The organism is Micromonospora sp. WMMD710 (genome assembly GCF_029626045.1).
GTDB lineage: Bacteria > Actinomycetota > Actinomycetes > Mycobacteriales > Micromonosporaceae > Micromonospora.
The window spans coordinates 1407470-1432280 of record NZ_JARUBD010000001.1 but is presented as its reverse complement, the minus strand read 5'-3'; the positions used below and the strand labels follow the sequence as shown (position 1 = coordinate 1432280).

The window sequence follows — 24811 nt, the reverse complement described above, 5'->3', positions numbered from 1 at the left end:
TCCTGCGGCATCGATTGTGTTTTGACCCTCTGACCAGGGGTAGCAGGGCTCTCGCCTGCTCGTAAGCGCTCCATGGAGGGGTACGTCCAGTGGATTCCAGCAAGCCCGCCGAGGCGGTCAAGAACGCCGTGAAGACAGCCTCAGACAAGATCGCCGATGCCCTCACGCCGGACGTCCCGGGCGCGCCCGGCAGCGCGCCCCCGACGATCGAGGAGCCGACGACCCCGCACGACCCGCTGCCGCCCAAGCCGGAACAGGGCGCACCGCAGACCCGTACGCCCACCGGTGCCGAGACCGGCGCGCCAGCGACCGCGAACGGCCAGCAGGGCGCCTACCTGACCACCGCCAACGGGGCGCGACTGCGCGACACCGACCACTCGCTCAAGGCCGGACCCCGCGGCCCGGTCCTGCTCCAGGACCACCACCTGCGCGAGAAGATCACGCACTTCGACCACGAGCGCATTCCGGAGCGCGTGGTGCACGCGCGCGGCGCCGGCGCGCACGGCGTGTTCACCGCCTACGGCACCGCCGAGGCGGTCACCCGGGCCGGCTTCCTGAAGAAGGGCCGGGAGACGGAGGTCTTCGTACGGTTCTCCACCGTCCTCGGCTCGCGCGGGTCGGCCGACACGGTCCGCGACACCCGTGGCTTCGCGACGAAGTTCTACACCGACGAGGGCACCTTCGACCTGGTCGGCAACAACATGCCGGTCTTCTTCATCCAGGATGCGATCAAGTTCCCCGACATCATCCACGCCGGCAAGCCGCACCCCGACCGCGAGATCCCCCAGGCGCAGAGCGCCCACGACACCTTCTGGGACTTCGTCTCCCTGCACACCGAGGCGCAGCACCACACCATCTGGAACATGTCCGACCGGGGCATCCCGCGCTCGTACCGGACGATGGAGGGCTTCGGCGTGCACACCTTCCGCCTCGTCAACGAGGCCGGGGAGACGGTGCTGGCCAAGTTCCACTGGAAGCCGAAGCTCGGCGTGCACTCCCTGACCTGGGAGGAGGCGCAGATGCTCAGCGGCATGGACCCGGACTTCCACCGACGCGACCTCTACGACGCGATCGAGGCCGGCGCGTTCCCGGAGTGGGAGCTGGGCATCCAGGTCTTCCCCGACACCCCCGAGGAGACCTTCGCCGGCATCGACCTGCTGGACCCGACGAAGATCGTGCCGGAGGAGTTGGCGGAGGTCCAGCCGATCGGACGGCTCGTCCTCAACCGCACGCCGACGAACTTCTTCGCCGAGACCGAACAGGTCGCCTTCCACCTGGGCCACCTGCCGCCGGGCATCGACGTCACGAACGACCCGCTGCTGCAGGGCCGGCTCTTCTCGTACGTCGACACGCAGCTCACCCGGCTGGGCGGCCCCAACTTCTCGCAGATCCCGATCAACCGCCCGCACGCGGCGGTGAACGACATGCTGCGCGACGGCTTCCACCAGCAGGCCGTGCACGCGGGCGTGGCACCGTACCGGCCGAACTCGCTCGACGGTGGCAACCCGTTCCCCGCCGGCGACGCCGAGCACGCGTTCCTCGACGTGCCGGTGACGGTGGCGCAGGCGCCCAAGGTCCGTGCCAACCCGGCCTCCTTCGACGACCACTACAGCCAGGTCCGCCTGTTTTGGCTGAGCATGTCGCCGGTCGAGCAGGAGCACATCATCCGTGCCTACACCTTCGAGCTGGGCAAGTGTTACCACCAGGCGATCAAGGAACGCCAGCTGGAGAGCCTCGCCAACATCGACCCGGTGCTGTGCGCGCAGGTCGCCACCGGCCTGGGTCTGCCCGCGCCGCAGCCGACCGTGCCGCTCGCCGACGTCACGCCCAGCCCCGCGCTGTCGCAGGTCGGTCAGGAGTGGCCCACCGACGGCCGTACCGTCGGCATCGTCGTCGACCCCGACGGTGACCTGGACGGGGTCGACGACGTCCGCCGGGCCGTGTTCGAGGCCGGCATGGTGCCGCTGCTGATCGCCCCGCACGGCGGCATGGTCGGTGACCTGCCGGTGCAGCGCACCTTCGCCACCGGACGGTCGGTCGAGTTCGACGCGCTCCTGCTGGCCGGGGCGCCGGCGCCCGCGCCGGACGCGATGCCGGCCCGGGACGCCAAGGCGGGCCGCCCGGGCCCGTCGACCGTGGATCCGCGCGTGCTGCTCCTCGTCGAGGAGTGCTGGCGCCACGTCAAGGCGATCGGCGCCTGGGGCGGCGGCGTCACCGTGCTGGAGCAGGCCGGAGTGGTCGGCACGCCCGGCATCGTCACGGCGGATTCCGGCGCCGAGACCCTGACGGCGGTGCGAAAGCTGATGGCCGCGCACCGGGTGTGGGAACGGTTCCCCGCCTCGGTGGCCTGACCCCGTCGACCGTTGGCGAGGGCTGACATCCACCACTGGTGGAGGTCAGCCCTCGCCCGCTGTCAGCGCCGCGTCCACCGCAGATGAGACGTGCCGGGGGTGCAGCCGCGCTGTTCGAGCTGCGCGCCGTTCGCGGTGCTCTGGCCGACCGTGCCCAGGCACAGTCCGCTGTGCGCGTTGACCAGTTGCCGACCCTCGCTCAGGGTGAACCGCTGCGCGGGGTCGTGTTGCAGGTGGTGAGCTGGATCGCCGCTCCGGCGTCGCTGGACGCACCGAGCACGTCCAGGCAGCGGCCGCCCAACTGCACGCTGCCGTCCGGCCGCATCGTCCAGAGCTGGTTGCGGGCGCGGTCGTCCCGGCAGTCGAAGAGTCGCGGCCGGACGGGGTCCGGTGAGTCCGGTGCCGTGATGTCCAGGCACCGGTTGCTCGCCATCCCGACGAGCCGCGAGCCGGACCGCACGGGTGGAGCGCCCGGCGTGGGCGAGACGCTGGGGTCGGGCCTGGCGGACGGGGTGACCCCGCCCGCCGCCGACGCCGGCCGGAAGCCGGAGGTGATGTCCTGGAACGCGTCGGCGTCCCAGGCGGCCTCGGGCGTCGACCAGACGATGGTGTAGCCCTTTCGCTTCGCCGTCGTGAAGGTGCGCTGGCGGGCGTGCATCGCCGCACGTACTCCATCACGATCTGCGGGTCGCCATCGGCGCCCAGCAACACGTCGAAGACCTTGCGCCTCCCGAAGCGAGCGGATCCGCAATTCCTGCCGAGCCTCGTCGGTCAGCCCGGGCGGTGGAACGATTTCCTTGATGGCGACGTCGCGCTGAAGCATTCGGTCGCGGGGCTTTCCACACCCGACCCATTCCGCCCTGGCCGAGCAGCTCCAAGACTTCATACCGATCGGTAACAAGAAGCGGTATCTGCGGCACCCGGCCCGCCGGGAAACAATTCCCGGCGGGCACCGCAACACTTTGTGTGACCCTCACCATCGCCGGCGGAAACGGTGGTAGGCACCAGCAATTCCACCGGGAATTGGCCGGCCGTTCACGATGGACGGCCCGGGCGCCCGGTGGTGTCAGCCGATGTCGGCCAACCGGGGCAGCACCTCGGCACCGAGCCGCTGGGCGAACTCCACCGGATCCCGATCCGGCGTGACCTGCACCTCGCTGACACCGAGCGCGGCGTAGTCGGACACCTCGGCGAGGAACCCGTCCAAGTCCTCCAGTGGCGGCCGGGCGGCCAGCACCGTCTTCTCGATGCTGTCGTAGTCGCGGCCCTCGGCGGCGCAGTGCCCGCGCAGCACGTCCAACTTGTGCGCCACCCCGTCGGCGCCCTGGTCCCTACCGAACAGGTTGCAGGCGTCGGCGTACCGGGCCACCAGCAGCAGGGTCTTCTTCTCGCCGCCACCCCCGATCATGATGGGCGGGTGCGGGCGGCTCAGCGGCTGCGGCGAGTTGATGGTCTCGGCGAGCTGGTAGTGCCGTCCGTTGAACGGACCGTCGTCGTCACTCCACATCTGCCGGCAGATGCGCAGCGTCTCCTCCAGCCGCTCGAACCGCTCGGCCACCGGCACCACGGGCACGCCCAGCCCGAGCTGCTCCCGCTCGTACCAGGATGCGCCGATACCGAGGCGGGCCCGGCCGCCGGACAGCACGTCGAGGGTCGTCACGGTCTTGGCGAGCAACCCCGGATACCGGTACATCACGCCGGTGACCAGCACACCCAGCGTCATCCGCTGCGTCCTCGCGGCCACGTAGCCCAGCGTGGTGTACGCCTCCAGCATCGGCTCCTCGGCCGCGAACACCGCATCCATCTGGAAGAAGTGGTCCATCACCGTGAACGACGCGACGCCGGCCTGCTCGGCGATGGTGGCGGTCTCCGCCAGGGTCGGTGCGATCGCCGCCGGCTGCGCCGGGACGGAGTAGTTCCAGTAGTGCAACCCGAGCTTCATGTTCGGCACCTCCGGGTCGAGCCTAGTGGACCCGCGCGGATGGTGATCAGCATCGCCACGGCGGCCGACTCCATTACCGGTTCATGACAATTCGTGGATCACGCGCGGATATCCGGCTGGCACCTTCGGCTGCGTGACCCGACAGCTGTCTCCCACCGCACCCCGGCCCGCCGCCGTCGCGCCGCGCGTCCGGCCCGGCCACCGGCATCCGAGCGGGACCGCCGATGCCGCCGCGGGTCGGTCGCACCGGGCGGAGTGGGCCGACGCCGCGAAGGGCGTCTGCATCATCCTCGTCGTCGGGTGGCACGTCGTCGTCAAGGACTACCTGCAGATCGACTGGCACGTCGGCGTGCCGGTGCCGGGCCTGTGGGGAACGCTCGGCGAGCAGTTCCTGCCGCTGCGGATGCCGCTGTTCTTCACCATCTCCGGCGTCTTCGCGGCGAACGCCGCCCAGCGGCCGTGGCGGGTCGTCGCCCGCAGCCGCATCGCCGGGTTCCTCTACCTGTACATCGTCTGGCTGCTGATCCACACCGCGATCCTCGCCGCCGCCCCGGGTCTGCCGACCGACCGCGCCACCTCGCCCGCCGGCCTGCTGGAGCAGTTGACTGTCACCCCGTCCAACCTCTGGTACCTGTACGCCCTGGCGCTGTACTTCACGATCGCCAAGGCGACCCTCCGGGTGCCCCGGACGCTGGTCCTCGTGCCCGCCGCGGCGCTGTCCGCGGTCGCCGCCGCCGGCCTGCTCGGCACGCCGGGCAACCGCGCCGGCGTCTACCAGAACCTGGTCTTCTTCCTCGCCGGCCTGTACCTGCGACCGCAGGTGCACCGGTGGGCGGACACCGCCAGCCGACGCCGTCTCCTGCTGACCTCGAGCGGCTTCGTTCTCGCGCTCACCACGATGGCGGTGCTCGGCGCCCAGCAGTGGCTCGGCGTCTGGCCGGTGGTCTCCGTGGTGGCGGTCACCTTCGGCATCACCGCCGCGGCCCGGCTGGCCCGGCGGCCGGCCCTCGGCAGCCCCCTGGCCCGGCTCGGCCGGATCACCCTGCCGATCTACGTCATCCACATGCCGGTCCTGGCCCTGCTGCACCAGGTGCTGGTCGTACCGGTCTCCGGGCTGGAACGGCCCGCCCAGGACCTGCTCGTCCTCGGTTACCCGATCCTGCTGACCGGGCTGGTGATCGGGCTGAGCCTGGGCATCCACCGCGCGCTGCTGGCGGTGCGCGCACGCTGGCTGTTCGCGCTGCCCCACGCCCGCCGGGCGGGAGCGGCCGGATGAGCACGCTGGCCGAGGCGACGGTCGACCTCGGGGCCATCGCCGGCAACGTGCGGACGATCGCGTCGGTCACCGGCACCGACCTGATGGCCGTGGTGAAGGCCGACGGGTTCGGCCACGGCGCGGTGCAGGTGGCCCACGCGGCGCTGCGGGCCGGCGCCCGCTGGCTGGGGGTGACCTCGACGGCCGAGGCGTTGGCCCTGCGCGACGCGGGCGTGAACGCGCCCACGCTGAGTTGGCTGCACCGCCCGACCGACGACTTCGGCGCCTTGATCAACGCCGGCGTCGACGTCGGCGTGTCCACGACGACGCACCTGCACGCGATCGCCGACGCCGCCCGCCTGCTCGGCGTACCGGCGGTGGTGCAGCTCAAGGCGGACACCGGGTTGTCCCGCAACGGGGCCGCCGGGGACGACTGGACCGAGTTGGTCGGCTGGGCCGGCAAGTACGAGCGGGAGGGCGGGATCCGGGTGCGGGGTGTGTGGTCCCACCTCGCCGACGCGGACCTGCCGGGCGCGCCCGCCGTGGACCGGCAGGTGGTGGCCTTCGAGGAGGCGCTGCGGGTGGCCCGCCGCGCCGGCCTCGACCCCGACCTGGTCCACCTCGCCAACTCGGCGGCCGCGCTGTCCGCACCACGGACCCGGTTCGACCTCTGCCGGATCGGGATCGCGCTCTACGGCGTGGACCCGTTCGGCGCGACCGGCCCGGGCGGGTTCGGCCTGCGCGCCGCCATGACCCTGCGGACGAGCGTGGTCAACGTAAAGCGGGTACCGGCCGGCACCGGCGTCTCCTACGGGCCCGAGCACGTGACCGACGCGCCGACCACGCTGGCCCTGCTCCCGCTCGGGTACGCCGACGGGGTGCCCCGGGCCAGCGGGGGTCGCGCCTCGGTGTGGCTCGGCGGCCGCCGGTGCCCGGTGGTCGGGCGTATCGCCATGGACCAGTGCGTGGTCGACGTCGGGGACCTCCCCGTGGCGATCGGCGACCCGGTCGTGGTGTTCGGCCCCGCCGAGGGCGACCAGAACCCTCCGACGGTCGGCGAGTGGGCCCGCTGGGCCGACACCAACCCGCACGAGATCTTGACCGGTATCGGGGCCCGGGTGGCCCGCGACCACCTCCACGAAAGGACACGGACGTCATGACGACCCGACTGGCAGTGCTGTACGGCGGGCAGAGCGGCGAGCACGAGGTCTCCCGCCAGTCGGCAGCGAGCATCCTCGCCGCTCTGGACCGCGACAGGTACCAGGTCACCGAGGTGCTCATCGGCCGCGACGGCGGTTGGTACCTCGACGGCCGTCCGACCGCACTCCCCCAGGCGCTGCGTGTGCTGCGCACCCAGGACGTGGTCTTCCCGGCCCTGCACGGCCCGTACGGCGAGGACGGCACCGTGGCGTCGCTGCTGGAGTGGCTCGGCGTGCCGTACGTCGGCAACGGCGTCTTCGCCAGCGCCGCCGGCATGGACAAGGGTGTCACCAAGCGGCTGCTCGCCGTGGAGGGCCTGCGGGTCAGCCCCGGCGTGACCCTGCGCCCCGGCGAGGATCTGGCGCCGGCCGACCGGCGACGGCTGCAACTGCCGGTCTTCGTCAAGCCGGCGCGGGCCGGGTCCAGCCTGGGCGTCGTCAAGGTGGACGACTGGGCGGGAATCACCGCCGCGCTGGAGCAGGCCCGCCAGGTCGACCCGAAGGTGCTCGTCGAGCAGGGTGCGCGGGGACGGGAGATCGACGTGGCCGTCCTCCAGTACCCGGACGGTCGGGTCCAGGCCGGCCCACCGCTGGAGATCCGGGTGACCGGCGCCGGCTTCTTCGACTACGACGCGAAGTACGACGGCGGGGCGGTCTTCCAGATTCCCGCCCCGCTCGACGCGGCGACGACCGAGGTGCTCCAGGACCGGGCGATCCGTGCCTTCCACGCCCTCGACTGTCGTGGGCTGCTGCGCGTCGACTTCTTCCTGCCCGAGCACGGCTCCCGTGAGCCGATCGTGAACGAGGTGAACACCTTCCCCGGGTTCACGGCCGCGTCGCAGTTTCCGCAGATCTGGCAGCAGGCTGGAATCGGGTTCGCCGCGCTGCTGGACATCCTGATCGCCGGTGCGCTGGCGGATCAGGGCCAGGCCCGCTCCGGCTCACTGCCTCGGTCGGCCCGCGCGGTGGACCCGGTGGGCGGGGCCGTCGCGGTCAGGTGACGGGGCAGGGCCGGGCCGGTCAGGTGACGGGGCAGGGCCGGGCCGGGCGGGCGCCGTCCGGCCCGACGATGGTGACCGGGGTGAAGGACTGCGCGGGTCCGGACTGCGCCGCGGCGTCGGCCACCGTGCAGATGATCTGGTCGGCCGCGTTCGCCGACAGCGCGAGCGCGGCGCCCGTCACCGTGACCGTGAGGCCGTCCCGTCCGCCCGTCACCACTGCTGACGAGGCCCCCTCGGGGCCGGGTGGCACCTGCGCCGGAGGGTCCGGAAAGAGTCCGGCCGGCACCTCGGAGGTGAACCCGTGGCCGCGTTCCTGCTCGTCCGGACCGGCCGTGAGGATGGCCAGCGCCACGTCGGGCGGAGGGTCCACCTTGAGCCCGCGGACGACCGGCGCGAGCCGCCCGTGCCAGAGCAGGTAGAGCCGGGCGCCCTGGGACGCGCCGCTCTGCGCGGGACGGCCCGTGATGATCGCACTGGGCCGGACGCCGCAGCCCGCCACGAGCAGCGTGAGCAGGAGCCCGCCGGCGAGCAGGGTCCGGGTCAGCACGCGACGGCGGGTCATCGGGCTCCCTCCTCGCCGGCCGCCGCGACCCGGGGCAGCCGGAGCGTGAACACCGCGCCACCGCGCGTGCCGTTGCCGGCCACGAGACTCCCCCGCTGCCGGGCGTTGCGGTGCAGGCGTGCGTTCTCCCACGCGATGGCGAGGCCGAGGCCGCTGCCCTCGGATCGGGTCCGCGCGGTGTCCGCCTTGTAGAAGCGGTCGAAGACGTGCGGCAGCACCTCCCGGTCCAGTCCGGGCCCCTCGTCGCTGACCTCGACGGTGAGCCAGCCCTCGTCCGCGCGCAGGCGCAGGGACACCGGCTCGGCGCCGTGCCGGAATGCGTTGGCCACCAGGTTCGCGACGATCACGTCCAGCCGACGGGGGTCCAGCCGGGCGGCGATGCCCGGCGGCAGGTCGGTCCGGACCCGGCCGACCCAGCCCCGCAGCCGCAGGGTCGCGGTCACCGCCGCGGCAACGTCGACGTCGTCGAGGGCGAGCCGCGCCGTGCCCGAGTCGAACCTGCTGACCTCGATGAGGTCGTTGACCAGGTGGGTGAGGCTCTGCGTCTCCTGGCTGACGAGCCGCGCGGCCCGGCCGGCGTCCCCGGGCAGCCGGTCGGCCTCCTCGTCCAGCACGTCGGTGACCGCCGTCATCGCGGCCAGCGGCGTGCGGAGTTCGTGTGACACGTCGGCCACGAAGCGCCGCGCGTCGGCCTCCATCCGGCGCAGTTCACCGACCTGGCGCTCCAGGGTCGCCGCGGTGTCGTTGAAGGTCCGGGCCACGTCGGCCAGCTCGTCGGCGCCCCGGACCGACAGCCGGGTGGTCAGATCACCCTCGCCGAGCCGGCGCGCCGCCCGGCCCAGGTCGCGTATCGGGCGCAGCACGCCCCGGGCGGCCAGCAGGGCCAGCAGGACCGCGAGGACCAGGGAGAGCCCGCCGGTCAGCCAGGCCAGCGTGGCGAGCCGGTCGATGCTCCGCTGCTCGGAGGCCAGGCTGTGCACCGAGTAGACCTCCAGCCCGGACGGCACGGACGAGCCGTTGCTGCGCTCGAGCCCCAACTGGGTGCCGATGAGCAGCACGGGTTGTCCGTCGAACGAGACGCGTTGCCAGGCGATCGAGCCGTCACCGACCGCTTGGCGCAGCTCCGGGGTGAGCAGGTCGGGTGCCTCGCTGCCCTGCGCCTGCATGTCCCGGTAGCGGACCACCGCGTACCCCTCCCGGTCGGAGAGGCGCTCGGCCAAGGTGTCGAGGTCGTCCTGGGTGGGCGGGAGCTGGCGCAGCGGGTAGACCTTGGCGAGCTGGTCGGTCAGCGACAGCACCGCGGCGTCCTGCGCCTGCTGCAGGATGACGGTCCGGGCCTGGAAGTAGCTGCCGCTGGCCACGACCGCCGTGGTGGTGACCCCCAGCAGGGCGAAGGCCAGCAGCAGCCGGACCCGGAGGCCGACGGCCCAGCGCCACGGTGTCACAGCGGCCCGAACCGGTACCCGAAGCCGCGCACGGTCTGGATGAACACCGGCGCGGACGAGTCGTCCTCGATCTTGGCGCGAAGCCGCTGGACGCAGGCGTCCACGAGCCGCGAATCGCCGAGGTATCCGTGCTCCCACACGGCCTCCAGCAACTGCTGCCGGCTCAGCACCTGACCCGGCGTGTGCGAGAGTTCGAGCAGCAGGCGCAACTCCGTGGGGGCGAGGCCGACCGGCGTCCCGCCCTTGCTGACCACCAGCGCGGCCCGGTCGATGCTCAGGGCCCCGTACTGTTCCAGGCCGGAACGCTCGGCGGTGGCGCGCCGCGACGCGCTGCGGCGCAGCACCGCGCGGATACGCGCCTCGAGCACGCGAGCCTGCACCGGCTTGACCACGTAGTCGTCGGCCCCCGCCTCCAGGCCCGCGACCACGTCCATGTCGTCGTTGCGGGCGGTCAGCATGATGATCGGCAGGTCGCCCAGCTGGCGAATCCGACGGCAGACCTCGAACCCGTCCATCCCGGGCAGCATCAGGTCGAGCACCACGACGTCGGACGAGCCCGCGCGCAGCCGCTCCAGCCCCAGCTCGCCGGTGGCCACGGCCTCCACCGTGTGCCCCTGTCGCGTCAGCGCCAGCTGCAGTCCGTCGCGCACCGTCTGGTGATCTTCGATCAGCAGGACCTGGGACATGTCACCAAGTATCGCATCATGAATGTGTTTAGCCTTTCATCGATCGATCCGGCGGCTGGGTGAAGTCCACCGACCGCACCAGCCACACCACCAACCCCACGGCCAGCATCGTCGACCCGGCCACCGCCAGGATGGCGACCAGCGCCCCGCGGGGCACCGCGGCACTCAGCCCGGGCAGCACCACCAGGAGCACCCACCCCAGCCCGACCAGGCCGATCGCCGCCTCGGCGAGACCACGCCAGGCCGCACCGCCGGCCGTGCGGACGGCGTCCGGAGCCCTCGGCCCGGCGGCACCGGGCCGTCCGGCCAACCCGGCCGCAGCCAGGCAGAACAGCGCCACCCCCAGCAGCACGCCGCCGAGCGCGTCGCTGAACCGGTGCCAGCCCGCGAGCATGGTGGCGGCCGCGACCACCGTGACCCCCGCCGTACCCGGCAGTGCCAGCCAGCGGCGCGCACGGGCGGGCAGGACCAGCATGAACGACAGCAGCAGGGTCGTCGCCACCGCCACGTGACCACTCGGAAAGCTGTTGTGGATGCTCGAACTCTCGACCTGGAGATCCGGGCGTGACAGCGCCGACTTGACCGCCCCGGCGACCACCACCGCACCGAGGACCATGCCCACGCCCACGAGCGCGGCCACCAGTCGTCGCCCGAGGAGACCCAGCAGCAGCACCGCGCCGAGCAGCGCCGCCAGCAGCGCCGGGTCACCGAACGCGGCCAGCACGCTGCGGGCCGGACCGAGCAGGGTGCTCTGCTGCGCGTACCCCCCGCCGCGCTCGGCGCGGGGCAGGAGCAGCCCGTCCAGCCACTGACCGGGGTACGTCCGGACGAACAGCGCGCCGGTGAGGCCGAGGGCGAGCAGGGCTCCGACGCCGGCGCCGAGCAGCCGCAGGCTGGGGGCCAGGACCGCGTGGGTGGCGGGCAGCGGTCGCGGCGGGCCGGGTGTCGACCGCCCGATGGAGTACGACGATCCGATGGACATGGTGGTCATGCTCGACCCGGCAGGTCCGGGCGCCGTCCGCGGATTGTCTTCGTTCTGTCACAGTTTCCGCGCGCCCGCGGAAACCTCGGGCGGCACGCCGGGCAAAACCGACCAAGTCGGCTCTAACGACTCCGGCGTTTCCCGAGGCAACCATTCACATGCTTGCATGCAACTATGTTTAACCCAGCCGAGACGCGCCACCACTAAGGTCAAGACGCTGATCGACCAATAAATCGATCGACGATGCAAAAAAACCATCCGGAGCACGTTGGGGAACCGGAAGGGGTTGGGGGAAATGCGCGGAATTCCGGTCGCCTCCCTGGTCATCGGCATCGCGTCCTCGCCGGCCGAACGCCGACAGTTGGCGCACCTGCTCGGCGGGAGCGACGCCTTCCTGATCGTCTCGACCGTCGACCAGGCACGGGAGTTCCTCGGGGTGGCCGGGATGCCTCCCGTCGCGCCTCCCCCGACCCCGGCGGTCCTCGTCGAGGCGACGCCGGGGCCGCAGCCGCCACCAGCCGACCTGACCATCGACTCCGACCGCCGGGTGGTGCGGTGGCGCGACCAGGAGATCGACCTGACCCGGCTGGAGCACGACGTCCTGCTCTGCCTGGTCCACGCGCCCGGGCAGGTGTGGACCTACGAGCGGCTGCACCTCGAGGTCTGGGGCAACCGGCACCTCGGTCGCGGCTCCGACATGCACTCGGTGGTCCGGCGCGTACGCCGCAAGCTCGCCCGGGTGAACGCGGCCGCGACGATCCACGCCGTGCGCGGCGTCGGCTTCCGGCTCGCTCCCGCCTGAGCGCGGACACGGTCCGGCCCGCCCGGTCGACGACCAGGCGGGCCGGATCGGTGTGCTACCGCTCAGGTGTCAGCACCGGATGGGCGCCAACCCGAAGTTCTCCACCGTGGGCGTGGTGGTGTCGATCCTCGTCTGACGGGTCTGGGGCTTCCAGCCGTCCTTGGCGACGATCATCGTGAGCGGGTTGTTGCGACGGTCCACCCAGTAGGCGTACCTGCCCTGGGCGTCGGTGGCGAAGGTCCACGACATCGCCCACGAGTCGACCTGGACCACCGCGCCGGCGAGCGGCGCGGTCGCACCCTGACAGCTGGTGCCGGTGACCGTACCCATGAGCTTGCCCCAGGTCTTCGGAGGGTTCGCCGTCATGGTGACCTCGACCGGCGCCACCGTGTACGGCGTGTTCTCCTTGATCGCGACCGCGCCGGAGTAGACGCCCGGCTGGTCGACGTTCGCCGTCATCCCGACGGTGACCGTGACCTTCGCGCCCGGAGCGAGGGTGACCTCCGACTTGTCGATCGTCATCCAGCTGACGTCGGCCGCCGCCTCGGCGCAGCCCTCGAAGCCCGGCAGCACCTCGCTGTCCGGCGCCGCGTTGAAGTTGCCGGACGAGCCGCCGATCTTGTAGAAGCCGCACGCCGCACCACCGCGGTAGCGCGCCGTGTTGGCGTTGGGCAGGGTGGACCACGAGCCGGCGGCCGGGTCGAAGGCGAAGCCGGCGTTGCTGATGGCGCCACCCTGCGAACCACCGACGACGAGGAGCTTGCCGCTGGCGACGGCGTACGAGCTGGCCCAGTTGTCGGCCGGCGCGTCCGCGATCGCGGTCCAGGTGTTGGCACCCGGGTCGTAGGCGTAGCTGGACTTCTGCGAGGTGGCGCCGTCGTTGCCGCCGGTGCAGTAGACGATGCCGTCGATCCCGCCGCAGGAGGCGAAGGCCACCGACTTCGGGTAGTTGGCCAGCGTCTCCCAGGTGTCACTGCCCGGGTCGTACCGGACGACGCTGTTGGACATCGGCAGGCAGCCCGAGGTGGTGCAGCCACCGACGGCGTACAACTTGCCGTCGACGACGGCCTGCCCGGCCGCGGCCCGAGGTGCCGGGTTGTCGGCCAGCTCCGTCCAGGTGTTCGCCCCCGGGTCGTACGACCAGGTGGCCGAGTCGGGGCCGGCGTCGGCCCAACCGCCGGTCGCGATGATCTTCCCGTCCACGATGCCCACCGTCAGGGCGTTGCGGGCGCCCGGAAGATCGGCGATCGCCGTCCAGGTCTGGGCGGCCGGGTCGTAGGCGTAGTTCTTCGTGGTGGAGGCGTTGCCGTCGCCACCGCCGATCGAGTACACCTTGCCGTCCAGGCTGACCACCCGGTTGTCCATGATGTTCGACGGGTAGTCGGTGATGTCGGTCCACGGCGCGGCCTGCGGGCCGACACCGGCGGCGGCCGCCGTGGCCGTCTTACCGGACGCCTTGGCGGCGAACGACGTCGCAACGGCGAGCCGCTGCTCCGGCGCGCCGCCGGACCCGAGCACCTGCTGCCGGGTCACTCTGGATCCGTCCGCCCGCAGGAGTTCGAACCCGTTGTCCCGCTCACTGAACTCGACCTCGACCGGTGCGCCGCCGGTGTTGGTCACCGTGAACGTCCTGGTGGCCTTGCCGGTGGGCATCTGGACCGTCGCGCTGAGCTGCGTCGGCGTCACCGACAACCGACCTGCCGCGAGCACGAAGTTCGCGACGGTCGCCCAGTCGGCCTCGACGTCGACCTGCTTGGTCTGGCTGACGTAGGTGCCGGCGGTCGCGGTGAACGGGTGCGTACCGGTCAGCGTGGAGTAGATCCAGTAGAAGCCGTCGGCCAGGCCCGGGTCGTCCGGGGTCGCCACGGTGACGGCCTTCTCGGCGGGCCGATCCTTGCTGGTGACGGTCGCGCCGTTGATGTAGCTGTTGTCGTTCTTGTCGCGGACGTTGCCGACCACCAGCCCGCCGTCGACCGGTACGCAGGTGACCTGGCTGCCGATGAGGACGTTGTCGACCTCCCACCACCACTCGTACGAGGCGTCGTAGTAGTGGAAGCGGACCTGGACCTGCGCCTTGCCGGCGGCCTGCGGGATCGGGATCTCGGTGACCTTCGGCCCCCGCACGTCCGTCTCCTGGCGCAGCACGTTCGTCCAGGTGGCGCCACCGTCGATGCTCAGGTCGACGTCGGCGGTGTCCTCGTCCAGCTGGTTGAAGTCCTGGTTGAACCGGATGACCGGTGCCGTGACGGCGGTCAGGTCGACCACGGGGCTGACCAGCGAGGTGTCCTGGTTGGTGCCCGCACCGTACGCGTCACTGTCGATCATCGCGAAGTTGCCGCTGCCGCCGGTCAGGTTGCCCCGGTCGCCGTCGTCGGTGAACTTCCAGACCTGGCCGCTGCCCGCGTTGTCCACCACCGTCCAGCCGGCCGGTGTGGTCGTGGCGTCGAAGGTCTCGTACTCACCGTCGGACCCGTCGGTGTACCCGGGGGCGGTCGTGCAGCTGGTGGTGTCCACCGGCACGGCGACGTTGGCGGTGACGTTGCCCGTGCCGACCACGACCTGCTTGGTGACGGTCTGGTAGCCGGGATACTGCGACTCGTACGTCAGGGTGTACGTCTGCCCGGCCGGCAGCTTGATGCTGTAGCGGCCGTTCGACGGAGTGGTGTAGTCGTACACGCCCGAGACGCCCGTCACGGTGACCTTCGCGTACAGCGGCCATCCGTGCCCGGAACCGTCGGTGACCGCGCCGGTGACGTTGACGCTCGGCACGGGCGTTAGCGCGATGGCGAGGGTCGTGGTCGCACCGTCGGTGACGGTGGCCGTCTTCGTCGTGGCGGAGTACCCGAAGGCCGTCACGGCGACCTGGTAGTCACCGGTGGGCAGTCGGGTCGAGAACGTCCCGTCCGCCCCGGTGGTGATCTCCCGCGGGGTCGGGCCGGTGAGCGTCAGCGTCGCACCGGCGATCGGTGCGCCGGTGGCCGCGTCGGTGACCGTGCCGGCCAGGGTGCCGAGGTCAATAGTGGGTGCGGCGTTGAGCAGCGCCAGGGCGTCCAGCCGGCCTTCGCCGTAGACGTTGTTGTCCGCCGCGGTGCCGCCGCACTGGTCGTCGGCCTTGTCGATCGCGGTGCCGTTGAGCAGGGCACGCGTCGCGTTGACGTCACCGACCAGCGACGGGGCCGCCGAGTACAGCAGCGCGATCGCGCCCGCGAGGTGCGGTGCGGCCATCGAGGTGCCACTGGCGGTGGCGTACGAGTTGCCCGGGATGCTCGACCGGACGTTCACGCCCGGTGCCGAGATGTTGGGCTTGATCTCGCCGTTCTGCCCGCTACCCCGGCCGGAGAAGCCGGCGATGGTGTTGTTGATGTCGTACGCGCCGGCCGAGTAGTTGCTGACCAGGCTGCCCGGCGAACCGCTGGTCTGGCAGGCCGGCCCGCTGTTGCCGTTGGCCCAGACACCGAAGATGCCCGACGCGGCCCACGCCAGTGTCACATCCTCCATGAAGGGCTCGTTGGACGGATTCAGCGAGCCCCACGAGTTGTTGATGATGTTCGGCCGCTTGCTGGCGTCCGGGTTCTGGCCGTTCAGGTCGGTCGGCTCAAGCATCCACTGGCCGGATTCGATCAGAGCGGCATCGGTGGGGCAGCAGCCGTTCGCCGAGATCCATGTGACGCCGGGCGCGACACCGATCTGGTTCGCACCGCCGTCCGAGCCGGCCATGGTGCCCATGGTGTGCGTGCCGTGTCCATCGTTGTCACAGGGGGCGGCAGGACACGTTCCGGCGGCGTCGAACCAGTTGTAGTTGTGGTCGAACGTGCCGTCGCCGTTGTTGCCGCGGTAGGAGTTCACCAGGGCCGGGTGGTCGTACTGCACACCGCTGTCGATGCTCGCGATGGTGATGCCCTCGCCGGTGGCGCCGTACTGGGACCAGACGTCGTCGGCGTTGATGTTGGCGACGCCCCACTCGAGGGCGTTCACGGTCTTCTCGTCGGTGCCCTTGGTCAGCTCGGGCAGTTGGTAGGCGACCGGGGCGTACAGGCCCTCCACCTCGGCGTGGGCGGCGAACTTCTGCGCCATCGCCAACGAGCCGCTGTTCACCTTGATGGCGTTGGTGGCCCAGAAGGTCTGGTATTTCGCACCGGAGCCGTCCAGTTCGGCACGGATCTTGCCCTGGCTCTCGGCGGCGGTCTTGCGCAGCGCGTCCGCGACCGCGCTGCCGCGCTTGGTCCAGTCCTTGATGGCGCTGGCCTTGCTCAGGTCGGCGCGGTCCTTGAACCGGATCCAGAAGTCCCCTTCGCTCTTGGCCTGGAGCTGCTTGGCGAGTTCCGGTCGGATCTTGTCCCCCGCAGCGGTGCCCGCCCCCATCCCGCTGGGCGCGGCCTGCGCGCCCGAGCCGATGCTGGCCAGACATGTGGCGGCGAGGATCATCGCCGCGCCGGCGCTCACCACTGATCTGGCTGTGCGTCTCCATTGTGGACGTCTGAACATCGGTGCTGCCTCCCTCAGAACGACCCAGGGTGAAGATGGGCCATGGTGGACCTCCCCATGCACCGCGCGGGTCACGCCGGTTGCCCGAATGGACACTATGATCGAGAAGAAAGGACGATCAAGAACTTGCCGTGAGCAACTTGTCGCTAACGGTTGCCAGGCTGGCGGCGCGCTTGCCAATCATTGTCAAGACCATGACGACGAGAGTCGGGCAGGGATGCCCATCGATCCCGGGCGGTGCTGTGGCCGAGGACGACGAAGCGACGGTGGACGGTGCTGATTCGGCCGACGAGCCGTTCCCCCTGCTGATCGCGGTGACCCCGTCGCCGGCCGAGCGCATCCGGCTCGCCGAGCGCCTCGACGGCATCGCGCCGCTGCTGCTGGTGGCGGACCTCGACGAGCTGCGCCGGCTGATCGCGGCACCGCCGCCACCCGAGGCGGCGACCGAGCCGGTTCCCGTCGCCACGCTGGTGATCGACTCGGCCCGGTCGACCGCACGCTGCGGGACACGCGAGGTCGCCCTGACCCGACTGGAGCACGACCTGCTGACCTGCCTGACGACCGAGCCGGTACGGGTGTGGAGCTACGCCGAGCTGCACCGCTCGGTCTGGCACGACGAGGGGCGCGAGCGCAAGGCGGACGTCCAGTCACTGGTCAAGCGGCTGCGCCGCAAGCTGCACGATCTCGGCACCGGCGCCACCATCGACGCCGTCCGGGGCGTCGGGCTGCGGTTGACCGACCACCAGCAGGCCCGCGTCGAACGGGCCTGACGCACGCGGTTCAGCGGCCGGTGCCACCGCCCGGTGCCGGGGACGCCCCCGGCTCGGACGGCATCCGGGTGATCGGCGGCAGGATCAGGGCGATCAGGGCGACGACCGCGATGACCGTGAACGGCAGCGTGTAGCTCTTGCCGCTCGCCTCGTACAGCAGCGACGTGACCAGCGGGCCGACCACGCCGCCGATGCTCCAGGCGACGATCATCGCGCCGTAGATGGCACCGCCGTTCGGGGTGCCGAAGTAGTCGGCCGCGGTGGCGGGCATCGTGCCGAAGCCGCCGCCGTAGGCGAGGTAGACCAGGGCGGCGAGGACCGCGAAGAGCGCCAGCGACGCGGCGTGCGGCAGGATGACGAAGCAGATCGCCTGGAGCAGCAGCATCCCGAGGAACGCCGGCATCCGCCCGGTGCGATCGGACAGCCACGCCCAGACCACCCGCCCGGCCCCGTTGAACAGGCCGAGGACGCCGACCAGGGTGGCCGCGGTCGCCGCGCTCGCCCCGGTGATGACCTGGGTGGCGTCGGACGCCTGGGAGATCAGCGCGATGCCACACGCGACGTTGACGGCGAGGATGCCGGTGAGCAGGTACCACTGCCGGGTGCGCAGCGCCTCGCGCAGCGTGTAGACCCGGGTGCCGGCGAGGGCCCGGCCGGCGGTCTTCGGGGTGAACCCCGGCACCTGGTACCCCGCCGGCGGGTTGCGGAAGAACGACGCCCCGAGCAGGACCGCGATCAGGTACGCGACGCCCAGCGGAAAGAACACGCTGGTGGGGTCGTCGGTGCCGTTGAGCAGCCGCTTCGCGACCGGCGCGACGATCACGGCGCCGAAGCCGAACCCGGCGACGGCGATGCCGGTGATCAGGCCGCGCCGGTCGGGGAACCACTTGGCGAGCATCGCGATCGGCGTGATGTAGGCGGCGCCGAGGCCGATCCCACCGAGCACACCGTAGGTGAGCACCAGCAGCCACAGGTCGTCCCCGGACGACGTGAGCGACGCCAGCATGTTGCCGACGGCGTAGAGCACGCCGCCGCCCAACGCGACCGGTCGTGGTCCGCGCCGGTCCTGGATGCGGCCACCGACCAGGCTGCCGATGAAGATCGTGCCGATCGCCACCTCGAACGGCAGCACCGCCTGCCACTTGGCCCAGCCGAACTCCTGCTGCAACGGTGTGTTGAACACGCTCCACGCGTACACCGCGCCGAGCGCGAGCTGGACGAGCACTGCGGCGACGACGAGACCCCATCGACCCCGCGTCGGTGTGGACCGTCCCGGATCAGTTGCGGTGTGTGCCATGAGCTGAGTCCCCCGTCTGTCGGCTCATTGGCTGGCCCCTGCTGGTCGAGCTACGTCCCCTTCTCGGCCGGCGACCGGCCCTGCCTGCTGTCGCGCCGCTCCCGTTGCGGCACGACGGTGTACTTCGGGTCGCGCGCCGACACCGTGCCGGCGTCGAAGATGCCGAACCGGGTGGCGACGGACGACGCCACCAGGGCCGCGCCGGACAGCACCGCCAGGACCCGGCTGCGTCGGCTGAGCAGCGCGCCGACGGTGCCCACTCCGAGCAGCACGTTTCCGGCCCGGACCAGGCGGCCGCTGCGACCCCGCCGGTAGGGCTCACCGGTCAGGCTCGACCGCCCCATCCGGTGACCGCCGACGAACTTGATGGTCGCGGCGGCGACGGTGAGCCGCCGCAGCGGCGCGGTATCCGCGGCGGGTGCCGCGATGAGGCCGACCCCGGCGGCGGCGGCGAGCCCGCTGCCGCCGAAGACGAACGGCAGGAAGGGGTACGCGTCGTGCCAGGCCGGCACGGCGGTGTCGGCGAGCAGCACCCCGGTGTACGTGGCCAGCGCCGGGGCGGTGGCCGCCGCGGCCAGGCCGGCGACGTCACCGACGGTCGGTGCCAGCCGCCGGGCGAGGCCGAACACACCGTGCTCGGGCAGCCGCGGCGCGATCTCGGCGATCGCGGCCACACCGGCGGCCGGGCCGAACGCGGTGAGGATCCAGGTGCCCATCGACATCGGCGAGGTCAGCTTGACGACCCGCAGCATGTGGTGGAACCGGTCGGGCCGTCCGAGGTCGTGCACCAGCAGGTACGCGCTGGCGGCGATGCCGCCCAGGGCCGTCCACCGCCCCACCTGGCGTAGCCGGGGCCGTCCGGTGAGTTGGGCGCCCGCCCCGATCATCGCGCCGCCGGCGGCGAGGCCGCCGGTGAACAGGTAACCGGCAATGTCGTGCTTCCAGACCGGCGCCTTGAGAATGGGCCGGCCGTAGTAGGAGGTGAAGTCGGCCGGCGGCACGGTGAGCTGCTCACCGCCGTCACCACGACCCCGACCGCGCTTGCGGTGACGCTGCCCGTCCGGTTGGTCGAGCTGGGCCTGGAAGTCGCGGAACCGGGCGCCGACCGGCTCGTTCGACGGCGAGTCGGTCATGGCCGGCCGCCGAGGAATCCGAACACCGTGGCGGCCGTGATGGCCAGCGCGGCGAGGCCGGCGTGTTTCCACATCTTCGGCAGGTCGCGGGTGGTCACGACCGGGTCGGGTGGCAACCCGTACACCTCGGGCTCGTCGAGCAGCAGGAAGAACGCCCCGTCACCACCCACACCGTCGTCCGGATCATGCCCGTACAACCGCGCCTCCGGCACCCCCCGCTCGTGCAACACCTCCACCCGCGCCGCCGCCCGCTCCCGCAACTCCCGCACCGGCCCGTACTGGATCGACTCCGTCGGACACGCCTGCGCACACGCCGGCGTCATCCCCGCACCCAACCGGTCGTAACACAGCGTGCACTTCCACGCCCGACCATCACCCCTACGCTGATCGATCACCCCGTACGGACACGCCGACACGCAGTACCCACACCCATTACAGATGTCCTCCTGCACCACCACCGTCCCGAACTCCGTCCGGAACAACGACCCCGTCGGACACACATCCAGACACGCCGCGTGCGTGCAGTGCTTACACACATCCGACGCCATCAGCCAGCGGAAATCCGTCCGGCCCTGCGCACCGCTTCCCCGGCCCGGCGGCTGCGTCCCCGGCATCCCGAGGAAATCCGGCCCGGCCGACATGCGCGCCGCCGCGACCGGCGAGCCGGGCGGCAGGCCCGGTTCCGTTCCGGTGTCGGCGCTGGTCCGCGCCCCCACCGCCGCCGTCGCCGGGCTGACCGCCGGCCCGTCCGGGTTGCCCTCGAAGGCGGGCGTGGCCCAGCCGACCGGGCGGGGCTGCTCGATGAACGCGACGTGCCGCCACGAGTTCGCGGTCAACGCGCCCGTGTTGTCGTACGACATGCCGAGCAGGTCGAGCCCGCTCTGCGGGACACCGTTCCACTCCTTGCACGCCACCTCACACGCCTTACACCCGATACACACACTCGTGTCGGTGAAGAACCCCATCCGCGGCGGCGCGTCCTCGTAACCGGCGTCCGGCGCCGGATCCAGCGGCCCGTACAGGGCATTGGCGTGGGGCATCGGTCAGACCTCCTGGTCGGGGCCGTCGGTCGTGACCTGCGGCGGATAGTGCGGGTTGAGGTCGCCGGACCGCCGCCGGTAGTCGACGACGAGGTCCAGCAGCTGCGGGCCTCTCGGGCGTCGGCCGGATCGGATGTCGCAGGTGCCGACCTTGCTCTCCTGGATGAGCACGTTCGGGTCGAGGCTGATGCCGAACAGGTCGTTGGCCGAGTCGCCGGTCACCAGACCCTCGAAACCGAAGTGGTACGGCAACCACACCTGGTGGATGATCCGGTCGTCGACGCGCAGCGGGGTGAGCCGATCCGTCACCAGCACCTTCGCCTCGATGGCCGCGCGGGCGGTGACCAGGTGCGCCCAGCCCAGGTGGGTGAGCCCGCGTTCGACCGCCAGCTCCGGTGACACCTCGACGAACATCTCGGGTTGCAGCTCAGCGAGGGGCGACACGGTACGGCTCATCCCGCCGGCGGTGTGGTGCTCGGTGAGCCGGCTGACCGTGAACACGTACGGGAACACCTCGCTGTACGGCTCCGGCGGGCTCGGGTTGAGCGTGTTGATCGGATGGGTGTAGACCTTGCGGGTCGGGTTGGCCTGCTGCTGGTAGAGCGGGTTGCGCACCGGCGACTCGACCGGTTCGTAGTGCGACGGCAGCGGGCCGTCGAGCACGCCGGTCGGCGCGTACAGCCAGCCCTTGCCGTCGCCCTGAAGGATGAACGGGTCGTCGCCGGCGATGCCCGCCACTCCCGAGGCGTCCCGGGCCGGCCGGTAGGACGGCGGCTTGTTCTTCTCGAAGTCCGGCACGTCGTAGCCGGTCCACTCCTGCTTCTCCGCGTCCCACCAGACGTAGCGTTTGCGCTCACCCCACGGGTTGCCGTCCGGGTCGGCGGACGCCCGGTTGTAGAGGATGCGGCGGTTCGCCGGCCAGGCCCAGCCCCACTCCGGTGCCACCAGTGACTGCTCCGCGCCGGGTTTGCGGCGGGCCGCCTGGTTGACGCCGTCGGCGTACACCCCGGTGTAGATCCAGCAACCGCCGACGGTCGAGCCGTCGTCCTTCATCTCGGTGAACGACGACAGCGGGCGGCCGGTCGCCACGTCGTACCCGTTGATCTCGCGCAGGACCGCCTCGGCGCTCGGCTCCGCGTGCGGACCGTGCGTGGGGTAGTTCCAGTTCAGGTCGAGCAGCGCGCGATCGCGGACCCGGGTCGACGACGCCAGCCGTTCCCGGATGACGCGGCCCAGGTGGTAGAAGAACCACAGCTCGGAGCGGGCGTCGCCCGGGGCGTCGACGGCCTTCTCCCGCCACTGCAACAACCGCTGCGTCTGCGTGAACGTCCCTTCCTTTTCCACGTGGGACGCGGCGGGCAGGAAGAACACCTCGGTGCGGCACTCCTGCGGGACGATCTCGCCGGTGGCGACCTCCGGGCCGTTCTGCCAGAACGTCGCACTCTCGATCATGAACAGGTCCCGGACGACCAGCCAGTCCAGGTTCGCCATGCCCAGCCGCTGCGCCCGACCGTGCGCCGAGCCCACCGCGGGGTTCTGCCCCAACAGGAAATAGCCCTTGATCTTGCCGTCGATCATGTTGAGCACCTGCTGGTAGGTGCCGTGGTCACCGGTCATCCGCGGCATGTAGCCGTAGCAGTAGTCGTTGTCGGCGGTCGCGGCGTCACCCCAGTACGCCTTGAGCAGGTTGACGCCATAGGTGCGCGCGTTGCCCCAGAAGCCCTTCTGCCCGGGGTGCCGGATGCTGTCCACCCACTCGTCGAAACTCGGGTGGTCCGCGTGGTGTGGCATCGGCAGGTAACCGGGCAGCAGGTTGAACAGCGTCGGGATGTCCGTGGAGCCCTGGATGCTGGCGTGCCCGCGCAGCGCCATGACGCCGCCGCCGGGCCGCCCCACGTTGCCCAGCAGCAGTTGGATGATCGCGCCCGCGCGGATGTACTGCACACCCACGCTGTGCTGCGTCCACCCCACCGAGTAGACGAGCATGCTGGTCCGCTCCCGGCCGGAGTTCGCCGCCCAGGCCTGCGCCAGTTCGAGGAACTTCTCCTGCGGGATCCCGCAGACCCGCTCCACCATCTCCGGGGTGTAGCGGGCGTAGTGCCGCTTGAGGATCTGGTAGACGCAGCGCGGATGCTGCAACGTCTCGTCGCGCTCGGTCTCACCGCCGACCGGTGCGCCGTGCGACTCGTGCTCCAGCCCGGCCGCGGTCTCCCGCTGGGTCTCGCTGTCGCGGGTCGTCGCGTCCTGCGGGTGGCCCTCGTACCGCCAGCTGGCCTGGTCGTAGGAGGCGTTGTCGTTGTTGAAGCCGGAGAACAGCCCGTGCAGGTCCTCGGTGTCCGCGTACTCCTCGGTCACGATCGTCGCGGCGTTGGTGTAGGCGACCACGTACTCCCGGAAGTCGAGGTCGTTGTCCAGGATGTAGCGGATCACGCCGCCGAGCAGGGCGATGTCGGTGCCCGCCCGGATCGGCAGGTACGCGTCGGCCAGAGCGCTGGTCCGGGTGAACCGCGGGTCCACGTGGAAGACCTTCGCACCCCGCCGCTTGGCCTCCATCACCCACTGGAAACCCACCGGATGCGCCTCGGCCATGTTCGAACCCTGAATGACGATCATGTCGGAGTTTGACAGGTCCTGCTGGAACTGGGTGGCGCCGCCGCGACCGAAGCTGGTCCCCAGACCGGGGACGGTGGCGGAGTGTCAAATACGGGCCTGGTTCTCGATCTGCAACGCCCCCGTCGCGGTGAACAACTTCTTGATGAGGTAGTTCTCCTCGTTGTCCAGCGTCGCCCCACCCAGGCTGGCGATCCCCAGCGTCCGGTTGAGCGGCCGGCCCTCGTCGTCGACGTCCTCCCAGGTCTCGTCCCGGGCGGCCAGGACACGGTCGGCGATCATGTTCAGCGCCGTGTCGAGGTCGAGGTCCTCCCACTCGGTGCCGTACGGTCGGCGGTAGCGGACCGTCGTCTGCCGCAGCGGACTGGTCACCAGACTCTTGCTCGCCGAACCCTTCGGACACAGCCGACCCCGCGAGATCGGGCTGTCCGGATCACCCTCGATCTGACTGACCTGCCCGTCCTTCACGTACACCCGCTGGCCACAGCCCACCGCGCAGTACGGACAGACGGACCGGGCCACCGAATCGGCCGTCTCGGTGCGCGCGCTCAGCGCCCGGGAGCCAGCGGACTTGGCCGCCACGCCCCGGCCCAGCGGGTCGGTGCCGGTGAGCTGCCGGTAGACCGGCCAACCCTCGATCCAGCTCCGCACCCCCATAGCCGCACCTTCCCGACTAATCCGACTAATGCGAACAGCCTGACATTAGTCGAGCTGTCGGATCGGGCGCAGTGGAACGGCGGGGCGGTCAGCTGGGCTGGAGCCGCCCCACCGCCTGGTCGCTGAAGGTCTTGTAACGGTGCAGCGTCCAGAACAACCAGCCGATGCTGATGATCGCCAACACGACGAAGACCAGCGAGCCGGAGAACGTGTCCCAGAGGGTGTGCAGCACGACGACACCCAGGAACGTGCCGATGAACCCGAACAGCCGTCCGACGCTCGGGCTGGCCAGCAGCGCCCACAGCGCACCGGCGGTGAGCCCCGTCCAGGCGGTGTGACCGGCAGGCGCGGTCAGCCCGCGGATGAACAGCGTCTGCTCGACCGCCCCGATGTTGCCCTGAGAACTCAGCAGCGCTGTGAAGGCGTACCCCATCGTCTCCAGCGCGGCGAAACCCATCCCGGCGGCCACGCCGAAGACCAGCCACGGTGCCGAGATTCGTCCGACTCCGCGCGGGGGCGCGACGATCCCACACGCGTACGGCAGGCGGCCCGGATGACGCTCAACCGACACGCACCAGCCGGAAGCGTTCGGTC

Annotated in this window: 18 protein-coding genes and 1 pseudogene; 6 read left to right on the top strand and 13 right to left on the bottom strand. The window is 71.2% G+C overall.

Features of this window, described 5'->3' with window-relative positions; genetic code table 11:
* The first annotated feature begins 89 nt into the window (after positions 1 to 89).
* Positions 90 to 2351 carry a catalase gene (locus O7620_RS06470; RefSeq protein WP_278122292.1) on the top strand — a complete coding sequence of 754 codons (2262 nt, stop codon included), beginning with the start codon at positions 90 to 92 and terminating at the stop codon, positions 2349 to 2351.
* A gap of 199 nt (positions 2352 to 2550) precedes the next feature.
* Here O7620_RS06470 and O7620_RS06465 read toward each other — a convergent pair whose 3' ends face one another.
* The 3 genes and pseudogenes from O7620_RS06465 to O7620_RS06455 form a co-directional block, all read right to left on the bottom strand.
* Complete coding sequence (locus O7620_RS06465) at positions 2551 to 3009, bottom strand: ricin-type beta-trefoil lectin domain protein (protein ID WP_278122291.1); 459 nt, start codon at positions 3007 to 3009, stop codon at positions 2551 to 2553.
* Positions 3010 to 3014: 5 nt separating this feature from the next.
* Positions 3015 to 3271: pseudogene (locus tag O7620_RS06460) on the bottom strand (serine/threonine protein kinase); the annotation flags it as partial.
* A 146-nt stretch (positions 3272 to 3417) separates the two neighbouring features.
* The gene (locus O7620_RS06455) at positions 3418 to 4293 is read right to left on the bottom strand and encodes an LLM class F420-dependent oxidoreductase (protein ID WP_151490388.1); all 876 of its coding nucleotides are present in this window, start codon (positions 4291 to 4293) and stop codon (positions 3418 to 3420) included.
* Positions 4294 to 4426: 133 nt separating this feature from the next.
* On the opposite strand from O7620_RS06455, the gene O7620_RS06450 reads away from it, so the two are divergent.
* Genes O7620_RS06450 through O7620_RS06440 form a run of 3 tightly spaced genes read left to right on the top strand, consistent with a single transcriptional unit; the run spans position 4427 to position 7748 of the window.
* Positions 4427 to 5569 (top strand): acyltransferase, encoded by a 1143-nt coding sequence (locus O7620_RS06450; protein WP_278122290.1) that lies wholly within the window; start codon positions 4427 to 4429, stop codon positions 5567 to 5569.
* Complete coding sequence (alr, locus tag O7620_RS06445) at positions 5566 to 6708, top strand: alanine racemase (RefSeq protein WP_278122289.1); 1143 nt, start codon at positions 5566 to 5568, stop codon at positions 6706 to 6708. The genes O7620_RS06450 and alr overlap by 4 nt, the downstream gene beginning before the upstream one ends.
* On the top strand, positions 6705 to 7748 hold the full coding sequence (locus O7620_RS06440; RefSeq protein WP_278122288.1) for a D-alanine--D-alanine ligase family protein: 1044 nt from the start codon (positions 6705 to 6707) through the stop codon (positions 7746 to 7748). Before alr ends, O7620_RS06440 begins: the two co-directional genes overlap by 4 nt.
* Before the next feature lie 19 nt (positions 7749 to 7767).
* Here O7620_RS06440 and O7620_RS06435 read toward each other — a convergent pair whose 3' ends face one another.
* Genes O7620_RS06435 through O7620_RS06420 form a run of 4 tightly spaced genes read right to left on the bottom strand, consistent with a single transcriptional unit; the run spans position 7768 to position 11423 of the window.
* Positions 7768 to 8310: a hypothetical protein gene (locus O7620_RS06435; protein ID WP_278122287.1), complete on the bottom strand. Its 543-nt coding sequence runs from the start codon at positions 8308 to 8310 to the stop codon at positions 7768 to 7770.
* The gene (locus O7620_RS06430; protein WP_151493194.1) at positions 8307 to 9755 is read right to left on the bottom strand and encodes a HAMP domain-containing sensor histidine kinase; all 1449 of its coding nucleotides are present in this window, start codon (positions 9753 to 9755) and stop codon (positions 8307 to 8309) included. Before O7620_RS06430 ends, O7620_RS06435 begins: the two co-directional genes overlap by 4 nt.
* A complete protein-coding gene (locus O7620_RS06425) occupies positions 9752 to 10441 on the bottom strand; it encodes a response regulator transcription factor (protein ID WP_151493195.1) in 690 nt (229 codons plus the stop codon). The genes O7620_RS06430 and O7620_RS06425 overlap by 4 nt, the downstream gene beginning before the upstream one ends.
* 28 nt (positions 10442 to 10469) lie before the next feature.
* Positions 10470 to 11423: a phosphatase PAP2 family protein gene (locus O7620_RS06420; protein ID WP_278122286.1), complete on the bottom strand. Its 954-nt coding sequence runs from the start codon at positions 11421 to 11423 to the stop codon at positions 10470 to 10472.
* Positions 11424 to 11718: 295 nt separating this feature from the next.
* Here O7620_RS06420 and O7620_RS06415 point away from each other — a divergent pair, with 295 nt between their 5' ends.
* Positions 11719 to 12225, top strand: a complete 507-nt coding sequence (locus O7620_RS06415) for a winged helix-turn-helix domain-containing protein (RefSeq protein WP_278122285.1) — start codon at positions 11719 to 11721, stop codon at positions 12223 to 12225.
* Between the two features lie 69 nt (positions 12226 to 12294).
* Here O7620_RS06415 and O7620_RS06410 read toward each other — a convergent pair whose 3' ends face one another.
* Entirely contained in the window at positions 12295 to 16668 is a 4374-nt protein-coding gene (locus O7620_RS06410) for a S8 family serine peptidase (protein WP_278122284.1), read from the bottom strand.
* 236 nt (positions 16669 to 16904) lie between these two features.
* Here O7620_RS06410 and O7620_RS06405 point away from each other — a divergent pair, with 236 nt between their 5' ends.
* Positions 16905 to 17480 carry a winged helix-turn-helix domain-containing protein gene (locus O7620_RS06405; protein WP_278122283.1) on the top strand — a complete coding sequence of 192 codons (576 nt, stop codon included), beginning with the start codon at positions 16905 to 16907 and terminating at the stop codon, positions 17478 to 17480.
* A gap of 10 nt (positions 17481 to 17490) precedes the next feature.
* Here O7620_RS06405 and O7620_RS06400 read toward each other — a convergent pair whose 3' ends face one another.
* The 5 genes from O7620_RS06400 to O7620_RS06380 all read right to left on the bottom strand — a co-directional run bounded on the left by O7620_RS06400 (position 17491) and on the right by O7620_RS06380 (position 24788).
* A complete protein-coding gene (locus O7620_RS06400) occupies positions 17491 to 18777 on the bottom strand; it encodes an OFA family MFS transporter (RefSeq protein ID WP_278122282.1) in 1287 nt (428 codons plus the stop codon).
* Positions 18778 to 18827: 50 nt separating this feature from the next.
* Entirely contained in the window at positions 18828 to 19910 is a 1083-nt protein-coding gene (gene nrfD / locus O7620_RS06395) for an NrfD/PsrC family molybdoenzyme membrane anchor subunit (RefSeq protein ID WP_278122281.1), read from the bottom strand.
* Positions 19907 to 20950 carry a 4Fe-4S dicluster domain-containing protein gene (locus O7620_RS06390; RefSeq protein WP_278122280.1) on the bottom strand — a complete coding sequence of 348 codons (1044 nt, stop codon included), beginning with the start codon at positions 20948 to 20950 and terminating at the stop codon, positions 19907 to 19909. The genes nrfD and O7620_RS06390 overlap by 4 nt, the downstream gene beginning before the upstream one ends.
* 3 nt (positions 20951 to 20953) lie before the next feature.
* Positions 20954 to 24217, bottom strand: a complete 3264-nt coding sequence (fdh, locus tag O7620_RS06385) for a formate dehydrogenase (protein WP_278122279.1) — start codon at positions 24215 to 24217, stop codon at positions 20954 to 20956.
* Positions 24218 to 24305: 88 nt separating this feature from the next.
* Entirely contained in the window at positions 24306 to 24788 is a 483-nt protein-coding gene (locus tag O7620_RS06380; protein ID WP_278122278.1) for a PrsW family glutamic-type intramembrane protease, read from the bottom strand.
* Positions 24789 to 24811: the final 23 nt, after the last annotated feature.